19 protein-coding genes are annotated in these 17,546 nt (G+C 68.6%); 8 read left to right on the top strand and 11 right to left on the bottom strand.

The annotated features are described in order from the left end of the window. Positions 1 to 11: 11 nt before the first annotated feature. Positions 12 to 272, bottom strand: coding sequence for a DUF7533 family protein (locus tag NBT81_RS16210; RefSeq protein ID WP_338739919.1), 261 nt, complete (start codon positions 270 to 272; stop codon positions 12 to 14). A 91-nt stretch (positions 273 to 363) separates the two neighbouring features. Between NBT81_RS16210 and NBT81_RS16205 the strand changes: the two genes are divergently transcribed. Continuing rightward, entirely contained in the window at positions 364 to 945 is a 582-nt protein-coding gene (locus tag NBT81_RS16205) for a riboflavin synthase (protein ID WP_338739918.1), read from the top strand. On the opposite strand, the gene NBT81_RS16200 is transcribed toward NBT81_RS16205, so the two are convergent. After that, a complete protein-coding gene (locus NBT81_RS16200) occupies positions 942 to 1,952 on the bottom strand; it encodes a PrsW family intramembrane metalloprotease (protein WP_338739916.1) in 1,011 nt (336 codons plus the stop codon). The two genes, NBT81_RS16205 and NBT81_RS16200, sit on opposite strands and share 4 nt — an antisense overlap. A gap of 84 nt (positions 1,953 to 2,036) precedes the next feature. Between NBT81_RS16200 and NBT81_RS16195 the strand changes: the two genes are divergently transcribed. Further along, complete coding sequence (locus NBT81_RS16195; RefSeq protein ID WP_338739914.1) at positions 2,037 to 3,170, top strand: geranylgeranyl reductase family protein; 1,134 nt, start codon at positions 2,037 to 2,039, stop codon at positions 3,168 to 3,170. Here the strand turns inward: NBT81_RS16195 and NBT81_RS16190 are convergent. Together NBT81_RS16190 and NBT81_RS16185 are read right to left on the bottom strand one after the other, a co-directional pair. Further along, positions 3,164 to 4,288, bottom strand: coding sequence for an aminomethyltransferase family protein (locus NBT81_RS16190; protein ID WP_338739912.1), 1,125 nt, complete (start codon positions 4,286 to 4,288; stop codon positions 3,164 to 3,166). The two genes, NBT81_RS16195 and NBT81_RS16190, sit on opposite strands and share 7 nt — an antisense overlap. Before the next feature lie 43 nt (positions 4,289 to 4,331). Further along, positions 4,332 to 4,631, bottom strand: a complete 300-nt coding sequence (locus NBT81_RS16185; RefSeq protein WP_338739911.1) for a DUF6432 family protein — start codon at positions 4,629 to 4,631, stop codon at positions 4,332 to 4,334. 102 nt (positions 4,632 to 4,733) lie between these two features. On the opposite strand from NBT81_RS16185, the gene NBT81_RS16180 reads away from it, so the two are divergent. Next, positions 4,734 to 5,648: a DUF7093 family protein gene (locus NBT81_RS16180; protein WP_338739910.1), complete on the top strand. Its 915-nt coding sequence runs from the start codon at positions 4,734 to 4,736 to the stop codon at positions 5,646 to 5,648. Between the two features lie 45 nt (positions 5,649 to 5,693). Then, positions 5,694 to 6,086: a DUF5611 family protein gene (locus NBT81_RS16175; protein WP_338739909.1), complete on the top strand. Its 393-nt coding sequence runs from the start codon at positions 5,694 to 5,696 to the stop codon at positions 6,084 to 6,086. 3 nt (positions 6,087 to 6,089) lie between these two features. On the opposite strand, the gene NBT81_RS16170 is transcribed toward NBT81_RS16175, so the two are convergent. After that, complete coding sequence (locus NBT81_RS16170; RefSeq protein WP_338739908.1) at positions 6,090 to 6,827, bottom strand: SDR family NAD(P)-dependent oxidoreductase; 738 nt, start codon at positions 6,825 to 6,827, stop codon at positions 6,090 to 6,092. Between the two features lie 81 nt (positions 6,828 to 6,908). On the opposite strand from NBT81_RS16170, the gene NBT81_RS16165 reads away from it, so the two are divergent. After that, a complete protein-coding gene (locus NBT81_RS16165) occupies positions 6,909 to 7,355 on the top strand; it encodes a universal stress protein (protein ID WP_338739907.1) in 447 nt (148 codons plus the stop codon). A 55-nt stretch (positions 7,356 to 7,410) separates the two neighbouring features. On the opposite strand, the gene NBT81_RS16160 is transcribed toward NBT81_RS16165, so the two are convergent. Together NBT81_RS16160 and NBT81_RS16155 are read right to left on the bottom strand one after the other, a co-directional pair. Then, entirely contained in the window at positions 7,411 to 7,566 is a 156-nt protein-coding gene (locus NBT81_RS16160; protein ID WP_338739906.1) for a hypothetical protein, read from the bottom strand. Between the two features lie 87 nt (positions 7,567 to 7,653). After that, complete coding sequence (locus NBT81_RS16155; protein ID WP_338739905.1) at positions 7,654 to 9,051, bottom strand: DUF402 domain-containing protein; 1,398 nt, start codon at positions 9,049 to 9,051, stop codon at positions 7,654 to 7,656. Between the two features lie 149 nt (positions 9,052 to 9,200). Between NBT81_RS16155 and NBT81_RS16150 the strand changes: the two genes are divergently transcribed. Next, a complete protein-coding gene (locus NBT81_RS16150; protein WP_338739904.1) occupies positions 9,201 to 9,695 on the top strand; it encodes a hypothetical protein in 495 nt (164 codons plus the stop codon). Between the two features lie 20 nt (positions 9,696 to 9,715). Here NBT81_RS16150 and uvrA read toward each other — a convergent pair whose 3' ends face one another. Both uvrA and NBT81_RS16140 read right to left on the bottom strand, forming a co-directional pair. Continuing rightward, positions 9,716 to 12,703: an excinuclease ABC subunit UvrA gene (uvrA, locus tag NBT81_RS16145; protein ID WP_338739903.1), complete on the bottom strand. Its 2,988-nt coding sequence runs from the start codon at positions 12,701 to 12,703 to the stop codon at positions 9,716 to 9,718. Between the two features lie 82 nt (positions 12,704 to 12,785). Beyond that, positions 12,786 to 13,136 carry a cell division protein SepF gene (locus NBT81_RS16140; RefSeq protein ID WP_338739901.1) on the bottom strand — a complete coding sequence of 117 codons (351 nt, stop codon included), beginning with the start codon at positions 13,134 to 13,136 and terminating at the stop codon, positions 12,786 to 12,788. A 105-nt stretch (positions 13,137 to 13,241) separates the two neighbouring features. Between NBT81_RS16140 and NBT81_RS16135 the strand changes: the two genes are divergently transcribed. Then, the gene (locus NBT81_RS16135; RefSeq protein ID WP_338739899.1) at positions 13,242 to 13,907 is read left to right on the top strand and encodes a DUF1028 domain-containing protein; all 666 of its coding nucleotides are present in this window, start codon (positions 13,242 to 13,244) and stop codon (positions 13,905 to 13,907) included. Here the strand turns inward: NBT81_RS16135 and NBT81_RS16130 are convergent. Continuing rightward, positions 13,889 to 14,368 (bottom strand): RNA-binding protein, encoded by a 480-nt coding sequence (locus tag NBT81_RS16130; RefSeq protein ID WP_338739898.1) that lies wholly within the window; start codon positions 14,366 to 14,368, stop codon positions 13,889 to 13,891. The two genes, NBT81_RS16135 and NBT81_RS16130, sit on opposite strands and share 19 nt — an antisense overlap. Before the next feature lie 444 nt (positions 14,369 to 14,812). Here NBT81_RS16130 and NBT81_RS16125 point away from each other — a divergent pair, with 444 nt between their 5' ends. Continuing rightward, a complete protein-coding gene (locus NBT81_RS16125) occupies positions 14,813 to 15,214 on the top strand; it encodes a helix-turn-helix domain-containing protein (protein ID WP_338739897.1) in 402 nt (133 codons plus the stop codon). On the opposite strand, the gene NBT81_RS16120 is transcribed toward NBT81_RS16125, so the two are convergent. Further along, positions 15,211 to 17,544: a hydrophobe/amphiphile efflux-3 (HAE3) family transporter gene (locus NBT81_RS16120; protein WP_338739896.1), complete on the bottom strand. Its 2,334-nt coding sequence runs from the start codon at positions 17,542 to 17,544 to the stop codon at positions 15,211 to 15,213. The genes NBT81_RS16125 and NBT81_RS16120 overlap by 4 nt on opposite strands. Positions 17,545 to 17,546 lie beyond the last annotated feature (2 nt).

Raw genomic sequence — 17,546 nt, 5'->3', positions numbered from 1 at the left:
TGTGACGACGGTCAGTCGGTACGACGCTCCTCGTCGTCGGCGTCGGGCTCTTTCACCGCGCTCCCGACGACCCGCTCGACGACCGCGCCCGGCAGGTCGGCGGGGGTCGTGAGCCGACGCGGGAGCACGACCATCAGGACCGCGACGACGACGAGGCCGCCCCCGAGCGCCGGGCGGCCCGAGAGGAGGCTCTCGATCCCGAACAGACCGAGCGGGATGGCGAAGATCAGCGACGCCGCCAGCCCGACCGTCTCGATGATCCCGAGTCGCATAGTGGTGGCTACGGCGCGCCGCCCCAAAGCGTCGCCGCTTCGCGTCGGCTGGATCGCAACCCCTTACTCCGGCCGTCCCCGACGGGCTGGTATGTTCACGGGCATCGTCGAGGGGACGGGAGAAGTGATCGGCGTCGACGACGCCGACGGGGGTCGTCGCCTCCGCCTGTGCCACGGCTTCGACGCCGTCGCGGAGGGCCAGTCGATCAGCGTGAGCGGCGCCTGTCTCACGGTCGAACGCCACGACGACGACTGGTTCGAGGTGTTCCTCGCCGAGGAGACGGTCGAGAAGACGTACCTCGGGAGCGTCGCGATCGGAGACGCGGTCAACCTCGAACGCGCCATGCCCGCGGAGGGACGGTTCGACGGCCACGTCGTCCAGGGCCACGTCGACGGCGTCGCGACGGTCGAGGCGGTCGAGCGGGTCGGCGACGACTGGCGGTTCACGTTCGGCCTCCCCGACGACCTGCGGCGCTACGTGGTCTCGAAGGGCTCCATCGCGCTCGACGGCATCAGCCTCACCGTCGCGGCGCTCGACGACGACGCCGGGACGGTGTCGGTCGCGATCATCCCGACGACGTACGACCTGACGACGCTCTCCGAAAAGGCGGCTGGCGACCCCGTCCACGTCGAGGTGGACGTGGTGGCGAAGTACGTCGAGCGACTGGTTTAGGGGTCGAACTCCGTCACCTCGGACTCGACGACCGACTCCTCGGCCGCCTCGTCCTCGTGGACCGTCCGGTAGGTTTGGTTGTACCGCCGGATCTTCCGGAAGAGGATCAGCCCGAAGATGCCGTCGTAGATGAGGACGTACACCAGGAAGGCGGGGAGTTGTGGCAGGCCGGTCGCGAACCCGATCAGCCCCGAGGCGATACCGACCGTGGCGTTGTAGGTGGCGTGGATGAGCGTGGCGATGAGCAGTCCCTTGACGACGATGGGGCCACGGTTCCGCGGGTTGAACTTCGCGAGGCCGAGGTAGTAGCCCGCGAAGGCGGAGTAGATGACGTGGCCCGGTCCGGCCAGCGCGCGGATTGCGGTGATGCCGCCGCCGGCCCCGATGATGCCGAGTCCGGCGGTGGCCGGTGCGACGTCGACGCTCTGGGTGATATAGAGGGCGTTCTCGATGGTGGCGAAGCCCAGTCCGGCGACCGCACCGTACACCGCCCCGTCGACGACGGCCTCGAAACTGTCGGTGCCGTAGGCGTAGAGGCGCACGGCCAGGAGCTTCACCGTCTCCTCGACGGGGCCGACGACGAGGAAGAAAAAGAGGACTGTCCCGAGGAAGCCGAGGCCGGCGAAGAGCCCGCGGGTGTAGGAGTTGAGGACCGCGGCGAAGTTGGCCGTCAGGACGCCGAGCAAGAACGTGGCGACGAGCAGGGAGAGGGGTTCGTTGGACGTCACGTCCGAGTAGCGGACGTAGACGGTGAGCGCGAGCGCGGGGATGGCCGAAAGGGCGGTCAACACCCCGATCTGTGGGTCGGTCAGCGCGCTCAACCCGCCGATAGCGACGAGGATGAGGAGTGCGACGCCGACGACGAACAGGCGGGCCGAGGCGACGGAGACGCGGTAGATGCCGGACGCGACGGCGTCGAGTGGGCCGCGCCGCTCCCACGTAGCGACGTCGTAAAGGTCCGTGGCGTCGTCGGCGCGTTCCTCGACCGGGTCCCGTCTGCGCGACATACGTCACTCGTCGGCGTCCCGAGGGTTAATCCCTTGGCCGTCGGGACCGCCGACTATTTGTCTCGGCGCGGCGGAAGAGCCGGTATGTACGACTTCGTCGTGGTCGGCGTCGGACCGGCGGGCGCACGCTTCGCCCGCCGGGCGGCCGAGGCCGGGTACGACGTCCTGGCTCTGGAGAAGGGGACGGTCGGCACACCGCTCGCCTGTTCGGGCCACGTCAGCACGGACGTCTGGGAGTACGTCCCCGACGACGCCGAGCACCGCCTGCGGCAAAACCGGGTGTACGGCGCGAACTTCCACCTCGGCGGCCCGGAGTCGCGGGCCTATCCTTTCTACGAGTCCGAGGAGGTGTCGAACGTCATCGATCGGGTCGAACTTGACCGGACGCTCGCCGACGCCGCACGGAGGGCCGGGGCCGACGTGCGCGAGGGCCACACGGTCACGGGGGTCGAAGAACGCGCCGACGGGGTGACCGTGACCGCGAGCGCCGACGGCGGGACGGTCACGTTCGAGACACGACTGGTCGCTGGCTGTGACGGCCCCGTCTCGCGGGTGCGCCGCGAGGCTGGCCTCCCCGAACCGGCCGAGCGACTCCACGGTGTCCTCGCCTTCGACGACACCCCCGACGACGGCGACTTCGTCGACGTCCACCTGACGGTGCCGCGCTTTTTCGCGTGGCGCATCCCCCGTGGCGAGGCGGGCGTCGAGTACGGCCTCGCCGCGCCGCCGGGCGTCGAGGTGACCGAGGCGTTCGACCGCCTGACCGACGCCTACGGCGTCGAAACGGACCGCCGCTGTTCGGGTGGCATCCCGATCGGGCCGCCGGAGACGGTGACCGGCGACCGGGTCTTCCTCCTCGGCGACGCCGCCGCCCAGACCAAACCCTTCACCGGCGGGGGCATCCTCTACGGTATGATCGCCGCGGACCACGCCGCCGAGACGATCGATCCCGCGGACCCCTCGACGCTCGCCGACTACGAACGGGCGTGGCGCGACGACCTGCGTCGGGAGATCGGACTCGGCCACCTGATTCGGCGGGCGTACTCGCTCCCGGAGCCGATCCAACGTCTCGGCCTGTGGGCGCTCGACGGCGAAATCGGCGTCCACATGGACCGTCCCACGTCGCTCCTCTCGGCGCGTCACCTCCGGGCGGTCGCCTCGGGACTCCTCCCCTCGGGGAGCGACCCGTCGCCCACCGACGGCGAGGACGGTCAGTAACTGGGGCGGCGGGCCGATCGGCCGCTCCCCTCGACGAAGGGGAGATCGCTGAACGCCGCGTTCACCACGTCGCCGTCGACGCGCACGCCCAGGTCGAGGTCGAGATCGAGGGGATCGTCACGTTCGTACGCGTCGCTATCGACGTACGCGAGCGCGATCGGTTGCCCAGAGAGTGATGGACTCGCGGCGCCACGAGTCACTTCCCCGACGCTGGCGTCGCCGTCGAGCACCGCCGCACCGGTGTCTGGTACCACCGAATCGGCATCGGCGTCGGGAAGGAGGAGGAGGTTGACCAGCCGTTTGCTCGGGCGGCCCCGGTTCTCGACGCGGGAGACGACCTCTTGGCCGACGTAACACCCTTTGTCGAAGTCGAGGGCGTTTCGCACGCCCGCGACGTTCGGAATCCGGCCGTCGAGTTCGGTCTCGAACAGCGGCGTCCCCGCCTCCAGCGTCAGCGTCTCCCACGTCCGGTAGCCGACGGGCGTCGTCGGGGTACCACGGGTGAGCAGTGAGTCGAGGACGGACTCGGCGTCGTCGGCCGCGCACACCACCTCGTAGCCCGTCTCCCCGGTCGGGTCGTCCGTCGAGACGGCCGTCACGCCGGCGTCGGCGATCGAGCCGCGGACGAACGTGAGTGGCGCCTCCGAAATCGTCGCTCCGGCCAACAGAGTCGAGAGCGTCTCCGTCGCGTTCGGTCCGTGGACGCCGAAGACAGCGAAGTCGTCGGTGGCGTCGCGGATCGACACGTCCTGGATGAACACCTTGTCGCTCCAGTCGGCCGCGAGGGGTTCGGCGCGGGCCGGCGGCGTGAAACAGAGGAGCCGTTCCCCGGCGTTGTAGACGTACAGGTCGGTGTCGATCCCGCCCTGTGGGTCGAGCAGGAGTGCGTAACACCCCTCGCCGTCGGCGTCCGGGACGCGGTTGGAGACGGCGTTGTCGACGTAGTCGACGGCGTCTCCTCCCTCGACGACGACGACGCCGTAGCCCATCTCGATGACGCCGACGCCGTTGCGGACCGCGAGGTGGGTCCGCTCTGGGCGACCGTAGTGCGCGACGACCGTGCGTCCGCCGCGCGTCTCGAACTCGGCGCCGTAGTCGGCGTGGAGGCCGCGTGTCATCGGGCGTGCGTAGGCGGCCGGGAGGAAAAAGCGACGCGGTCGATCAGAGCCCGAGGCGGTCGCGGACGGCGTCGACCAGGCTCCCGTCGTCGTCCGGCGGATCGGCCGGATCGGGGACGACGCGGTCGTCCGGGAGGACGACCGTCCGGCCGTCGGTGGCCTCGACCGAGATGAGCGAGTCGTCTTTCAGGTCGGCGAGCGCGCCCTCGAGCGTGTCGATGTCGAGGTCGGCGGCCGCACGGAGTTCGAACACGGTCATTCCCTCCTCGCGGCGGTCGACCAACTCGTCGAGGACTGCCACTTGCACGTCCGGCCGGTCCCGGAACTCCCGCTTGGCCTTCATACGCGGGGCTAACGGCCGCGGACGGCTTACCTGTACCGACGGCGACGCGTCCGACGCGCGTCTGACGGACGCTTTTGGTGTAGTGCCCGCTACCGGACTCCAATGGGACTCAGGTGCCTGCTGGGACACGAGTACGCGAACCGCGAGGTGGAGCGCGAGCGCGAGGAGCGGGGTGACGAAGTGGTGGTGACCTACCGGACCGTCGAGATGTGCGACCGGTGTGGGGAGCGCCGGATCGTCAGCGAGAACAAGGAGGTCCGGCCGGTGCAGGGCCCTGCCGACGAGACGATGGCGACGGGACTGGGCAGCGACGGTGTGACGCCCGACCTCGGGGAAGGCGACGGACCGACCGACGGGCAAGCCGTCGCCGACGACGGCACCGGCGATGGCGGCGACCCGACCGTGGGTGAGTCCGAAGAGCTCGGGTCGGCGTCCGAGCCGGAGCCCGATTCGGAGCCGGAACCGGTGATTGCGGAGGCCGACTCCGACTCCGACTCTGACCCCGACGACGGAACCGGGAGCGTCGACGACGCGATCATCCTCGACGACGACGATGGGTCGAGCGAGGACCGCGGGCACGGCGAGTGGCCCGCCGCGCACGGATCGGACTCCGGGCCCGAACCGGATCCGTCCACGGGCGACTCGACGGGTCCCGACGCGACCGACGGGTCGACCGTCGTCGGTTCCGGCGACGATTGGCCCGAACCGGAGGGAGAAGACGAAGGGTTCGACGCCGAACCGAGTGACGTCGATCCGCCCGCGGCGACGGTCGGGGGGTCGACGACGGCCGAGGACGAGCGTGGGGGCGCGGCCACGAACGGGTCGGTCTCGTCGTCGACCACCGACAAGCAGTTCGTCGCCGCCGACGAGGTGGAACCGATCGGCGACGACCGTGACGGGACGGCGACGGAGTTTTTCTGCCCCAACTGTGGCTACGCCCGCGCGGCCGGTGGATCCTCGATGCGTGCTGGCGACATCTGCCCGGAGTGTCACAAGTCGTACATTACCGAGCGGTGAGGGAAGGACGAAACTGGTAAACCGGCGCTGTTCGAAGCACCCCCTATGAAGAAGTACAAGATGCGTCGTGGGGAGACGCTGGAGGAGAACGCGCCGGATCTGAAAGGAACGATCGAGAGCTACTTCGGCACGGTGACGGGCACCGAGGAGGTCGACGGCCACGAACTCTACGTCGTCGAGGACCCCGACAACCCCGTCTTCGAGCGCATCGTCGCCGGTGCCGCGGAGTACAGCAGCAAGAAGGACAGACTGGCCGTCCACTTCGAGGAGCGCGACGCCGCGGACGTGATCGCCGAGGGCAACGCCGACGCCGCCGAAGACGCCGTCAACGCCAAGAACGACTTCCTCTTGGAGGTGACCAAGCGGGACGCCAAGTCGCGGCGCGACTCGATGAAACGCTCCGTCGAGGACGACCCCGACGACGTGCCGAACGCGTAACGCTCAGAGCGCTTCGGGAATCCACCCGCCGTCTATCTCCACGTTCTCGCCGCTGACGTAGCCGCTGTCGGAATCGAGGAAGAAGAAGAGCACCTGCCGAAGGTCGGCGAAGGAGGCCCACCGGCCCCGTGGGGCCTCGTCGGGGAACTCGTCGGAGTTCTCGACGACGTACGGTGAGAGGCAGTTGACGGTGATGCCGTCCTCGGTCGTGTCGTTCGCGAGCATCCGCGTGAACATGATGACGCCCGTCTTCGCGACGAGGTAGGGGAAGTTCTTCGGGTAGACGAGCGCCTTCTCCGTCCCGGCGTAGCCGACGTTGACGATGCGGCCAAACCCCGCCTCGCGCATCGCGGGGAGTGCCCGCTTCGAGCAGAGGTACGTGCCGTTGAGGTTCGTCTCCAGCACCCGGTTCCACGTTTCGAAGTCGAGGTCTTCCCAGTGGCGGGGGGCGAAGTCACCGACGTTGTTGACGAGTAGGTCGACCGTCCCGAGGTCGGCCTCGACCGCCTCGAACATGGCGTCCACCTCGTCGGGGTCGGTCACGTCGCCTTGGACGGTCGTGGCCGACCCGCTCGCCTCGCGGGCGACGGCCGCCGTCGCGCGCGCGTCCTCGGCGCTGGTGTGGTAGTGGACGGCGACCGACGCGCCGGCGTCGGCCATCGAGAGGGCGAGTTCCCGGCCGACACCCAACGCGCTCCCAGTCACCAGCGCCACCCGGTCGGAGAGATCCGTCGTGAGCATACGGAGGCATGGGGGAGCGGCCGCAAAATCGTACTGGTCCCGGCGGTAACGGTTTGTATCAGGCCCGTGAATCGATCGGGCATGGCCTTAGAGACCATCCTGGTCGCGATCGGACCGGAGGATCACGAACGCGTCGAACGACTCGCCGAAGAGACCGTCGACATCGCGGGGCCAGCGGGCGCCGACGTGGTGCTCGCCCACGGGTACACGGAGGAGGGATTCGACGTCTCACGCTCGAAACTCAACCTCGACGACGCGATGCCTGACGAGGTAGCCGAGCGCAACACGGCGGTTCGCGACCTCGTGAAGGTGCTGGAGGATGCGGACATCGAGTACACCATCCGCGGGGAGGTCGGCGACCCCGGGGAGACGATGGTCGACCTCGCCGAGGCCCACGACGCCGACATCGTCGTCGTCGGCGGCCGCGAACGCACGCCGGCCGGCAAGGCCATCTTCGGGAGCGTCGCCCAGTCGATCATGCTCGACGCCCCCTGCCCGACGCTGTACGTCCGCACCGGCACGGAGTAGATGGCGGCGTATCTCGGCGCGACGACGTCAGGACCGTCGTGGGGCCTCGGACCGGCTACGAATCGGCGCCCACCGCACCGAGACACCCCCGCTGGGACGGCTTCGCGTCGACGGTCGTCGACAGGACCAGCCGCCGGAACGCGACCCGCACCGCGACGCTCGTCCACGCCGACGCCCCGCAAGTCGTCGCGTCGGCGGCGGGGTGGCGCACAACACAACACCCCCAATCAGGTATGGAAGTCGTCGTACACCTGCTCGCCTGCCGCTGGACGATCGGCTGTGCAAACAGTTTCGATCGCTACTGTAGAGCCTCGACCAGCCCCGACGCGACCGACCGGGCCTTCTCCGCCAGCGCTTCGGCCACCAGCCCCGCCTCGACCGCCGCGTCGAGTTCGTCGTCGTCGACGCGGCGCACCTCGCCGTCCGGCCCCTTCACCACGTCGACGTGGAGGTCGACGTAGCGGACGGCGTCGGGGAACGCCTCGACGGGCGTGCAGACGTTGACGTACGTTCCCCTGCGCTTGCCGTCGTCGCCCCGGTACACCGTCGGATACCACCACCGCCCCTCGCGGACCTTCGTGACCGCCACGTCGCCGGCCTCGCGGTCGACGCCGAGGGCGTCGTACGTGCCGCCGCCGGTCATCTCCCGGCGGAGGGTGAGCGTGCCGTCGGGGTCGCGGTCGGTCACCTCCGCCCGCCCGAGGACGATCCGGCGACCGTCGGGTTTGCCGTGGTCGATTCGGACGGTGTCGCCCGCGACGGGGCCGAAGGTGTCCGTCACCGGGACGAAGGGAAAGTCGTCGCCGTCGGCCCCACCCAACGCCTCGACGAAGTCGACGGCTCGACTCGCCTCCTCGGACCCCGCCTTCACGCGGTGGTGGCCGGGCATCGTCGTCGTCACCTCGCGGCGGTCGGTATCGAGGGCGAACCGCGATTCACGGCCGAACCACACCCACGTCGTCGCGGCGGGGGTGGCGACCCGGCGCGAGGGGTCGACCGGCGAGTCGAGCGCCGACTCGGCGGTCTCGGCGCGGCCGACCGTCGTCGAGAGCGCCGCCTCCAGTGCCCCCATGTCGGCGTCGGTCGCGGCGTCGGCCCAGCGGAGGCCCCAACCGTCGGGTGGGTCGATCCCGAGGAGGTCGGTCATGCCCGCGAGTTCGCGGGCGGCCCGGTCGTCTCGGGCGTCGACCGTGATCCCCGACTCGCCCCGGACGAGCGTCGCCGGCCCCGCACGCACTCGAACCCCGGCGTCGAGGACGGGCCGGCGGTCGATCCACGGCGCGGCCGACTCGACGACCTGTACCCGGAGTTCGTCGCCCTCGGTCACGTGGTCGTCGACGTTGCCGAAGGGGAGGAAGCCGTCGGCGTCGCCCAGGTCACAGACCGCGCCGCTCCCGAGCGTCTCGGTCACGCGGGCGTCGAAGACGGCGTCCCGCGGGGTCGGCGAGGGCCACGCGAACGTGTCGCGGGCGACACGGAGACGGTCGACCGCCTCCTCGACGGCGTCGGGGTCGCCGGCGACGCCGACACCCTGTCGGTCGTCGGTCGTCTCGACGGCGACGTCGTGGGGGTCGGTCCCGAAGTCGGCGTCGAAGCGCTCGCGGATGGGGTCGGACGCGGCGACCACGTCGTGTCCGGCGTCGAGGAACCGGCGAGTGAGTGCGGTCGTGTAGATGCCGCGGACGCGGACGTTCATCCGTCGATCCGGTCGGCGGGTCGGTCGGCGTCCATCACGCCACACCGTTTGCTCTCGGGGGTTTTCACTCCGACGGAACGGGCGGTTCGGGGCCCACGTCGGAGCCGGGCCGTGATTTTATTAGTCCCACCTCCGACGCGTCGGATAACATGTCCGACGAGCCGGCGGAGCTCGAGATCGAAGCGATCGAACGGATCGACGAGGGGTTCGAACTCACACACCCGGATCACGAGGATCCGATCACGATCGAGTACGTCACGACCGACGTCGACCCCGACCGCGACGTGGTGCCCGACGTCGCGTCCGCGGCCCGGTCGTACAACGAGATCCGCCCCGACGTCGAGGCCTTGTTCTCCGAACTGGCCGACGACGGGCTCGTCTCGTTTCTGGGTGACTCCGGCCCCGACGCCGAGACGGTTCGACGGTGGCGACGGGAGCATCCGGAGACGGTCGACCGACTCGACGCCGTCGTCGACGAGTTCCAGACGGCCTGGCAGCAGATGGACGGCTGGGCCCTCGCGAAAAGCGACTTCTCCCGCGTCTACCTCGACATCGTAGCGATCGGCCTGCTTATCGAGGGCGACACGGACGAGCTTATGGAGGGCGACGCGGACGAGCTTATCGAGGGCCCCCCGGACGAGTGACGGCGTGACGCGGGGGTCGGTCAGTCGTCGTCCGCGGGCGTGGCCGGCTTCCGCCGGTCCGACCGCGGCCCGTCGAGGTCGACGTCCGGCAGGAGGTCCCGGAGGTAGCGCCCGGTGTGGGAGTCGTCGACGCGGGCGACCTCCTCGGGCGTCCCCGTCGCGACCACCCGGCCGCCGGCCTCGCCACCCTCCGGGCCGAGGTCGATCACGTGGTCGGCGTTCTTGACGAGGTCGAGTTCGTGTTCGATGACGACCACCGTGTTGCCCGCGTCGGCGAGGCGGTGGAGCACCTCGATCAGTTTGCGCTCGTCCTCGGAGTGGAGTCCGGTGGTGGGTTCGTCCAGCAGATAGAGCGTCTCGCCGGAGTCCTTCTTGCCCAACTCCTCGGCGAGTTTGACCCGCTGGGCCTCGCCGCCGGAGAGGGTCGTCGAGGGCTGGCCCAGTCGCATGTATCCCAGCCCCACGTCCCGTAAGAGTTCGAGACGGCGGCGGATGCCGGGGTTGGCGGAGAAGAACTCGAGGGCCTCGTCGACCTCCATGTCGAGGACGTCGGCGATGGTCTTCCCCTTGTAGGTGACGTCCAGCGTCTCGTCGTTGTAGCGCGCGCCCCCACACTCCTCGCAGGGGACGTGGACGTCCGAGAGGAAGTTCATCTCGATTTTGACCGTGCCCTGGCCGCCACACTCCTCGCAGCGACCGCCCTTGACGTTGAACGAGAAGCGACCCTTCTGGTAGCCCCGCTGGGTCGCGAGCTCCGTCTCCGCGAACAGTTCGCGGACGTGGTCGAAGACGCCGGTGTAGGTGGCGGGGTTCGACCGGGGCGTGCGCCCGATGGGTGATTGGTCGATCAGCCGCACCGTCTCGATGGCGTCCATCCCCTCGATGGCGTCGTGGTCGCCGGGGTCGACGGAGGTGTTGTCGTTCATCCCGCGGGCCAGCCCCTTGTAGAGCACGTCGTTGATCAGCGTCGACTTGCCCGACCCGGAGACGCCCGTGACGGCGACGAACTCGCCGACGGGGATGGAGACGTCGAGATCCGTGAGGTTGTGTTGGCGCGCCCCGCGGATCGTGAGGCGGCCGTCGCCGGGGTCGCGGCGCTCCTCGGGCACCGGAATCCCCCGTCGACCGGCGAGGTAGTCGCCGGTGATCGAGTCGTCACAATCGACCACGTCGTCGAAGTCGCCCTGGACGACCACCTCGCCGCCGCGGCGACCCGGCCCGGGGCCCATGTCGATGACGTTGTCGGCGCGGCGCATCGTCTCCTCGTCGTGTTCGACGACCAGGAGCGTGTTCCCGAGGTCCCGCAACCCTTCGAGGGTGTCGAGGAGGCGGTCGTTGTCCCGCTGGTGGAGGCCGATGGAGGGTTCGTCGAGGACGTACAGCACGCCGACCAGCCCGGACCCGACCTGTGTGGCGAGGCGGATGCGCTGGGACTCGCCACCCGAGAGGGTCGACGCCTCGCGGTCGAGGGTGAGGTAGTCCAGTCCAACCTCGGTCATGAAGCCGAGGCGGGCGCGGATCTCCTTCAGGATCTCCTCGGCGATGGTGCGGTCCCGGTCGGAGAGCGACGACTCCAACCCCTCGAAGTGGTCGAGGGCGTCGCCGATGCTCATGCGGTTCACCTCGGTGATCGGGGTGCCGTCGACGAGGACGGCACGCGAGGCGGGCTTGAGGCGAGTCCCCTCGCAGGCTCCGCAGGTGGTGACGGCCATGAACTCCTCGATGTGGTCGCGGGTGTTGTCGGAGTCCGTCTCGACGTGGCGGCGTTCGAGGTTGCCGATCACGCCCTCGAACGGTTCGCGCTTGCGCCGAACACCGTTCTTGGTCGTCCACTCGAAGAGCACCTCCTCGTCGGTGCCGTGGAGGAACGCCTCTCGCACCGCCGGATCGAGGTCCTCGAAGGGGGTGTCGAGGTCGACGTCGAAGTGGCGGGCCAGCGAGTCGAGTTGGCGGCGGTAGTACGACCGGTTGTAACTCCACGGCTCGAAGACGTTCTTCAGCGGCTTGCTCGGGTCCTGTACCACGAGGTCGGCGTCGACCGCTTTCGTGTTCCCGATCCCCTCACACTCCGGGCAGGCCCCGTGGGGGCTGTTGAAGGAGAAACTCCGCGTCTCGAGTTCCGGGATGTCGATGCCACAGTGGGTGCAGGCCAACGCCTCGGAGAACTCGACGACGAGGCGGTCCGGGACGTCGTCGGCTGCGCCGTCCTCGTCGCCGTCGGCGTCGACGGCGGCCAAATCACCGGTCGACCGAGCCGTCGCGCCGCCGAGTTCGATCCTCGCGGGTGGGTCCGGCAGGATCACTTTCAGGACGCCCCCGGCCTCCCCGAGGGCCGTCTCGACGGAGTCGACGATCCGCGACCGGGCGTCGGGGTCGACTTTCACCCGGTCGACCACCACGTCGACCGTGTGGTCGTAGTTCTCGTCGAGGTCCGGACGGTCGACGGTGAGGTCGTAGGGATCGCCGTCCACCTCGACGCGGCTGTACCCCTCGCTCACGAGTTCGTCGAACAGGTCCTCGAAGGCTCCCTTCTGGTCGCGGACGATGGGCGCACAGAGTTTCGCCCTCGTCCCCTCGGGCAGATCGAGGAGGCGACTCACCATCTGGCCCGGGCTCTGTTCGCCCACCTCGCGGCCACACTCGGGACAGTGGGGCGTGCCGACGCGGGCGTACAGCAGACGGAGATAGTCGTGCAGTTCCGTGACGGTCCCCACCGTGGACCGGGGGTTGTTGGCTGCGTTCTTCTGGTCGATGGAGATGGCGGGCGAGAGTCCTTCGACGCTCTCGACCTGCGGTTTGTCCATCTGCCCGAGGAAGTTGCGGGCGTACGCGGAGAGGGACTCGATGTAGCGGCGTTGCCCCTCGGCGTACACCGTCTCGAAGGCGAGCGAGGACTTCCCCGATCCGGACAGCCCTGTGACGACGCTGAACTCCTCGCGGGGGATGCGGACGTCGAGGTCCTTGAGGTTGTGTTCCTCGGCCCCGCGAACCTCGATGTACTCCTTCATCTACGCCCGACTGGGTGCGCGACGAGTGAAACCCTGTCGGTTCCCGAGACTGCGGGAGCTCGCGTCTGGCCGACGCCCGGCGCTACAGTTTCTCGCGACCGATCTTCACACCCTTCGGCGTGACGATGATCTGGTCGTCGTCTTTGACGATCACGTCGCCGTCCCGCTCGCGGGCGACCTGCCGGAGGTCCTCGAGTACTCGGTCGACGACGCTGTCGCTCGGGCTCAGTCGCGTGATGTCCGCGATGACGAGGTCACCATCGTAGACGGCGTCCTTGATCGCCATGGCGTCGCGCTGTTCGCTGATCTCGGCGAGGCGGACCTGCATGTCCGCGTCGGCCCGGGTCGTGTCGAAGTCGTCGAGGTTCAGTTCGACGTAGTCCTCGGTGCTGTGGCTGCCGCCGCCGCCGAGGATCTTGCTCATGATGCCCATGGTCCGTAGTGGGCCTACCGCCTCATTAGTTCTTGCGTCAGACGCCGAGGGTCGGACGGCCCGGATCCCGGACGGCTTTTTCCCTTCGGAGCGTGTGCCCCGACCGTGACCTACAGCATCTGTGCCCGGGATCGACTGGAGGATGGTCCGGACGGGGCCTACCGGTTCGGCGTCGCCGCGGCGGCCCGCCTCCCGGCGGTCGGGAGCGTCGCCACGCACGCGAGCGAGGACGGGGCCGTCGCCACCGCCGGGGTGACCGACGCGGACGTGGGTCGGCGGTGTCTCGACGCCCTCGCCGACGGCCGCTCGCTCTCGGATGCCCTCGGCGACGCCGCGGCACCACGCCGACAGGTCCACGGCGTCGACGCCGCCAATGTAGACGGTCACACTGGCGACGACTGCCGGGCAGTGGCGGGTCACGTCGCGGACGAGAGGTACGGCGTCGCCGGCACGTCGCTGTCGGACGAGGCTGTGCTGGAGGCGGTGTCGCGGGCGTTCCGCGAGAACGAGCGGGACGCGCCGCTCGCGGTTCGCCTGCTCACCGCGCTCGCGGCCGGGGAACGGGCGGGTGGCGACCGTCGGGAGCTACCGACCGGGAGCGCGGCGGTCGCCGTCCGGCGGACCGACGGGGCGACGACGCTGTACGACGACCTCCGGGTCGACGCCAGCGACGCGCCGATAGCCGACCTCCGAGAGACGTACCGGCGCGCGAAGCGAGGGTACGAACGGGCGGTGGAGCGGTACGCCGACGATCAGACCGAGAACTCGTAGAGGTCGTCGCCGACGTGGTGGACCGACTCGACGACCTTGCCGGACTCGCCCGGTAGGTCCGCCCCCGGTTCGAGTGCGCGCCCGACCGCGAGCGCCTTGCCGTGTGTCTCCTCGACGACGACGATCAGGTCGCCCGGATCGATCACCTCGTCGGCGTCGACGATGCCGGGGCGCATCACGTCCGCGCCGTCGCTGACGAACTGGACGGCACCGGCGTCGACGGTGACGACCCGTCGCTCCGGTGGGTAGGCGTTCGCCCCACGGACCGTCAGGAAGGATTCGTCGTCGACGACGAACACCTGTGGGTCGCCGTCGACGAGCACCAGATCGAACTCGGTGCCGACGAGGTCGACGCGCTCGTACGTCTCGCCGTCGAGGTCGACGCCCAGCGCCGCTTCGAGGGTCGCTTCCAACTCCCGGATCTCGTCGCTCCGCAGGTGGTGGCGCGATTTGACCTCCATATCCGTCCTGTGGCCGCTCGGGTCATAAGTCGCCCGTTCCGACGACGGACCCTTCGGAGTATTGTTTTTCTACTACAATATATTGACTCCGTGTGAGCGAAGGCGTCGTCGCCGACGACGCCGAGAAGAGCCGCCGGATCGACCGCACTCACGCCGGTCGTCCCGTCTTCGGTCCCGTCGACGCCCACGTTGCACGGGAGTAGTGCCCCCGTTTCGTCCCCTCCGGCGAGAGTGCGGTTTCCGTTCTGGCGACGTCTCCGGACAGTCAGACGTCCGTAGTATAGGAGACACACAAAAATACTGCCCGGAGCGGTTTACCGGTGGTGTTCGGGATGTGGGACGACGAACTGCGTGAGTCGGGACCGGTCTCGGCGTGTGAATCGCGCAGGAGTGTGTTTTTCATACACAAATATTTTCATCGGGGGGCCCCTACGTCGTCGTAAGATGCCGGATTCGATGTCCGAACAACTCCGCCAGGATATGGAGTGTGAGGGGCTCCTCGAGTGTTTTCACGGGCTCAAACAGCTCGACAGGGACGTGTTCCAGGCGCTCGTAACCGACGACGAGCCACTCACCGTCGACGAGATCGCCGACGCCGTCGACCGCGAACGATCGACCGCGTACCGGGCCGTCCAGCGACTCCTCCAAGCCGGATTCATCCAGAAAGAACAGATCAACTACGATCAGGGCGGCTACTACCACGTCTACAATCCGACCGATCCCTCGAACATCGCGGACGACATGCAGCGTCTCCTGAACGACTGGTACGCGAAGATGGGGCAACTCATCACGGAGTTCGAAGAGAAATACGAGCAACGGGACGCGACGCCGCAGTCGGTCGATTAACGCCCCGTCGAGTCGTCCACCTCGCCGCCTGTGCGTTCGGGATCGACGACACGAACGACGCTGAGGGTGGCCGGGAGGATGACGAACGCGGCGAACAGCGACAGTCCGATGGCGAAGACGGTCGTCACGCCGAAGTTCGCGAGCACTGGGAACCGGGAGAACGTCAGGATCCCGAACCCGAAGATGGTGGTGAGACTCGATCCGACGATGGGCCGGGAGAGTTTCGCCACAGCCGTCGCGACGGCGTCCAGCGGTGACTGCCCGCGGTCGAGCAGTTCGTGTTCGAACCGCTCGAAGACGTGGACGCCGTAGTCGATACCGATACCGAGCGTCAGCGACGACATCGTGATCGTCAGCGGATTCCACGGCACGCCGAAGAGGTACATCGCACCGGTCACGAGCAGGGAGGCACTCGCCGCGACCGAGACGATGAGAACGCTCGAAACCCGAACGGACCAGAACGCGAGAGCGAGAAACAGGAAGCCAAGCGAGAAACTGAGGACCGTCATGGGCGTCAGTCCCGCGGTGACGTTCTCGATGACGTTGCGGTTCAGGACGGGCTTGCCGGTCACGCGAACGTCGTCGGCGGTCGAGAGCGTGAACGCGGCGTTGCCCTCGAACTCGTCGATGAGCGTCCGGACGGGTTCGCCCTCGACGTCGTCGACGTAGAACGTGAGCAACACCTTGTTCGGCGTCTCGTCGGGATCGCGCACGCTCGTCGGACCGTCACCGGTCCGTGCCCGCAACGTGGCGTCGAGTTCCCGTTGTGTCCGCGGGATCTCACCGCCGTTGGTCGCCGCGACGACGGTGACCGGACTCGTCACCGCTCCGACGTCGGGGTTCTCGAGCATGAGCCGCTGATACGTCGCGAGTTCGCGGAACGTCTCCGGCGTGTAGGCCCGGTCGGTCTCGACGACGACGTAGATGGCTTTGGGGTTGTCGACCGTCTCGGAGAGGGTGTCCATGTCCTCTTTCGCGTCCAGGTTCTGTGGCCAGAAGTCCATCATCTCCTGTTCCGGTTGGACCTGCGGGTAGGCGTACGCGCCGCCGGAGACGAGCAAGAGGGCCAGAAACAGCGTGAGCACCGGTTTGCCGCCGGTCACCGTGCGGGTGAAGCGATCCAGGACGGCTTCGAGGCGGTCGTCGTCGGCATCGTTCCCCGCGATGTCGGCGTCGCCCGTATCGAAGCGAACGAGCAGGGCGGGCAACACCGTCACCGAGAGCAGCATACTGGCGAAGACGCTGATCGCGCTCGTGATCCCGAACTGCTGGACCGGTGGAACCTCGGAGACGACCAGCGACCCGAGGCCGACGACGGTCGTCCCCATCGCGATCAGCAACGCTCGCCCGGTCGTTCGGGACGCGAGCCCCGCGGCGTCGACGGGCGGACGGCCGTTCTCGCGCGCTTCGACGTACCGGGTGTGGATCTGCAGCGCGTAGTCGATCCCCAGACCCAGTGCGATGGGCATCACGCCCAACATGATCGCGTTGAACCGGTAGCCGAGGACGCCCATAGCACCAGCCATGTACACCAGCGCGGTCATCGCCGTCCCAAGTGGGAGCAGGACGTGCCAGCCACGCTGGAGTTTCCGTCGCATGACGACGTAGACGACGCCGAAGATGAGCAGGAACGCGCCGGCGAACAGCGTGATCATCTCGGGGAGCATCAGTCCGAAGGCGGCGTTCTCGAAGACGGGCTGGCCGGTCACGGTCACGTCCATGCCCGGCGGTAACACGGCGAGGTCTGTCTCCGACTGCATCTCGGAGTAGACGATATCGGAGCCACGCTGTGGGAGGAACGCCCCCCGATCGACGGTACCGATCTCACCGTACGACGCGAGGACGATCGTCGTTCCCGCTTCCGGGACGAGTTGGTCGATCAGCGCAGCCGCTGCGGGGTCGGTCGCGCGGACCCGTTCCAGCGACCGCTCGACGCCGCTCCGCGTCTCGGGGATCCGGCCGTCGTTTCCCATCCTGACGAGGTCGGCGAGGCTGGTGACCCGTTCGGTCTCGTCGAGCGCGGTGTACCGCCGATCCAGCCTGTCGATGGCCCGGATCGTCTCGGGGTCGTACAACTGGTCCGTCCGCACCATCACGAAGACGTTGTTGCCTGTGTCGAAGTCCTCTTTCAGCATCGACCAGTCCTCGGCGGTCTGGGACTCGTCGTCGATGTAGAGTGTCATCCCCATGCTCATCTGGAGCGACGTCGCCGCGACGCCGCCGGAGACGAGGACCAACGCGAGGACGACGGCGAACACCGCCCGTCGGTTCGTGGCCGACACTCGACCGAGCGCCTCCAACCCGTCTCGGACGCGCTGTCCGGCGTTCATCG

Source organism: Haloplanus sp. CK5-1 (assembly GCF_037201915.1).
Classification (GTDB): Archaea; Halobacteriota; Halobacteria; order Halobacteriales; family Haloferacaceae; genus Haloplanus; species Haloplanus salilacus.
This window is presented reverse-complemented; position numbering and strand designations above follow the sequence as displayed.

Coding starts and splice junctions, on each gene's coding strand:
- NBT81_RS16210 (WP_338739919.1), bottom strand. CDS start 272: ATGCGACTCGGGATCATCGAGACGGTCGGGCTGGCGGCGTCGCTGATC.
- NBT81_RS16205 (WP_338739918.1), top strand. CDS start 364: ATGTTCACGGGCATCGTCGAGGGGACGGGAGAAGTGATCGGCGTCGAC.
- NBT81_RS16200 (WP_338739916.1), bottom strand. CDS start 1,952: ATGTCGCGCAGACGGGACCCGGTCGAGGAACGCGCCGACGACGCCACG.
- NBT81_RS16195 (WP_338739914.1), top strand. CDS start 2,037: ATGTACGACTTCGTCGTGGTCGGCGTCGGACCGGCGGGCGCACGCTTC.
- NBT81_RS16190 (WP_338739912.1), bottom strand. CDS start 4,288: ATGACACGCGGCCTCCACGCCGACTACGGCGCCGAGTTCGAGACGCGC.
- NBT81_RS16185 (WP_338739911.1), bottom strand. CDS start 4,631: ATGAAGGCCAAGCGGGAGTTCCGGGACCGGCCGGACGTGCAAGTGGCA.
- NBT81_RS16180 (WP_338739910.1), top strand. CDS start 4,734: ATGGGACTCAGGTGCCTGCTGGGACACGAGTACGCGAACCGCGAGGTG.
- NBT81_RS16175 (WP_338739909.1), top strand. CDS start 5,694: ATGAAGAAGTACAAGATGCGTCGTGGGGAGACGCTGGAGGAGAACGCG.
- NBT81_RS16170 (WP_338739908.1), bottom strand. CDS start 6,827: ATGCTCACGACGGATCTCTCCGACCGGGTGGCGCTGGTGACTGGGAGC.
- NBT81_RS16165 (WP_338739907.1), top strand. CDS start 6,909: ATGGCCTTAGAGACCATCCTGGTCGCGATCGGACCGGAGGATCACGAA.
- NBT81_RS16155 (WP_338739905.1), bottom strand. CDS start 9,051: ATGAACGTCCGCGTCCGCGGCATCTACACGACCGCACTCACTCGCCGG.
- NBT81_RS16150 (WP_338739904.1), top strand. CDS start 9,201: ATGTCCGACGAGCCGGCGGAGCTCGAGATCGAAGCGATCGAACGGATC.
- uvrA (WP_338739903.1), bottom strand. CDS start 12,703: ATGAAGGAGTACATCGAGGTTCGCGGGGCCGAGGAACACAACCTCAAG.
- NBT81_RS16140 (WP_338739901.1), bottom strand. CDS start 13,136: ATGGGCATCATGAGCAAGATCCTCGGCGGCGGCGGCAGCCACAGCACC.
- NBT81_RS16130 (WP_338739898.1), bottom strand. CDS start 14,368: ATGGAGGTCAAATCGCGCCACCACCTGCGGAGCGACGAGATCCGGGAG.
- NBT81_RS16125 (WP_338739897.1), top strand. CDS start 14,813: ATGCCGGATTCGATGTCCGAACAACTCCGCCAGGATATGGAGTGTGAG.
- NBT81_RS16120 (WP_338739896.1), bottom strand. CDS start 17,544: ATGAACGCCGGACAGCGCGTCCGAGACGGGTTGGAGGCGCTCGGTCGA.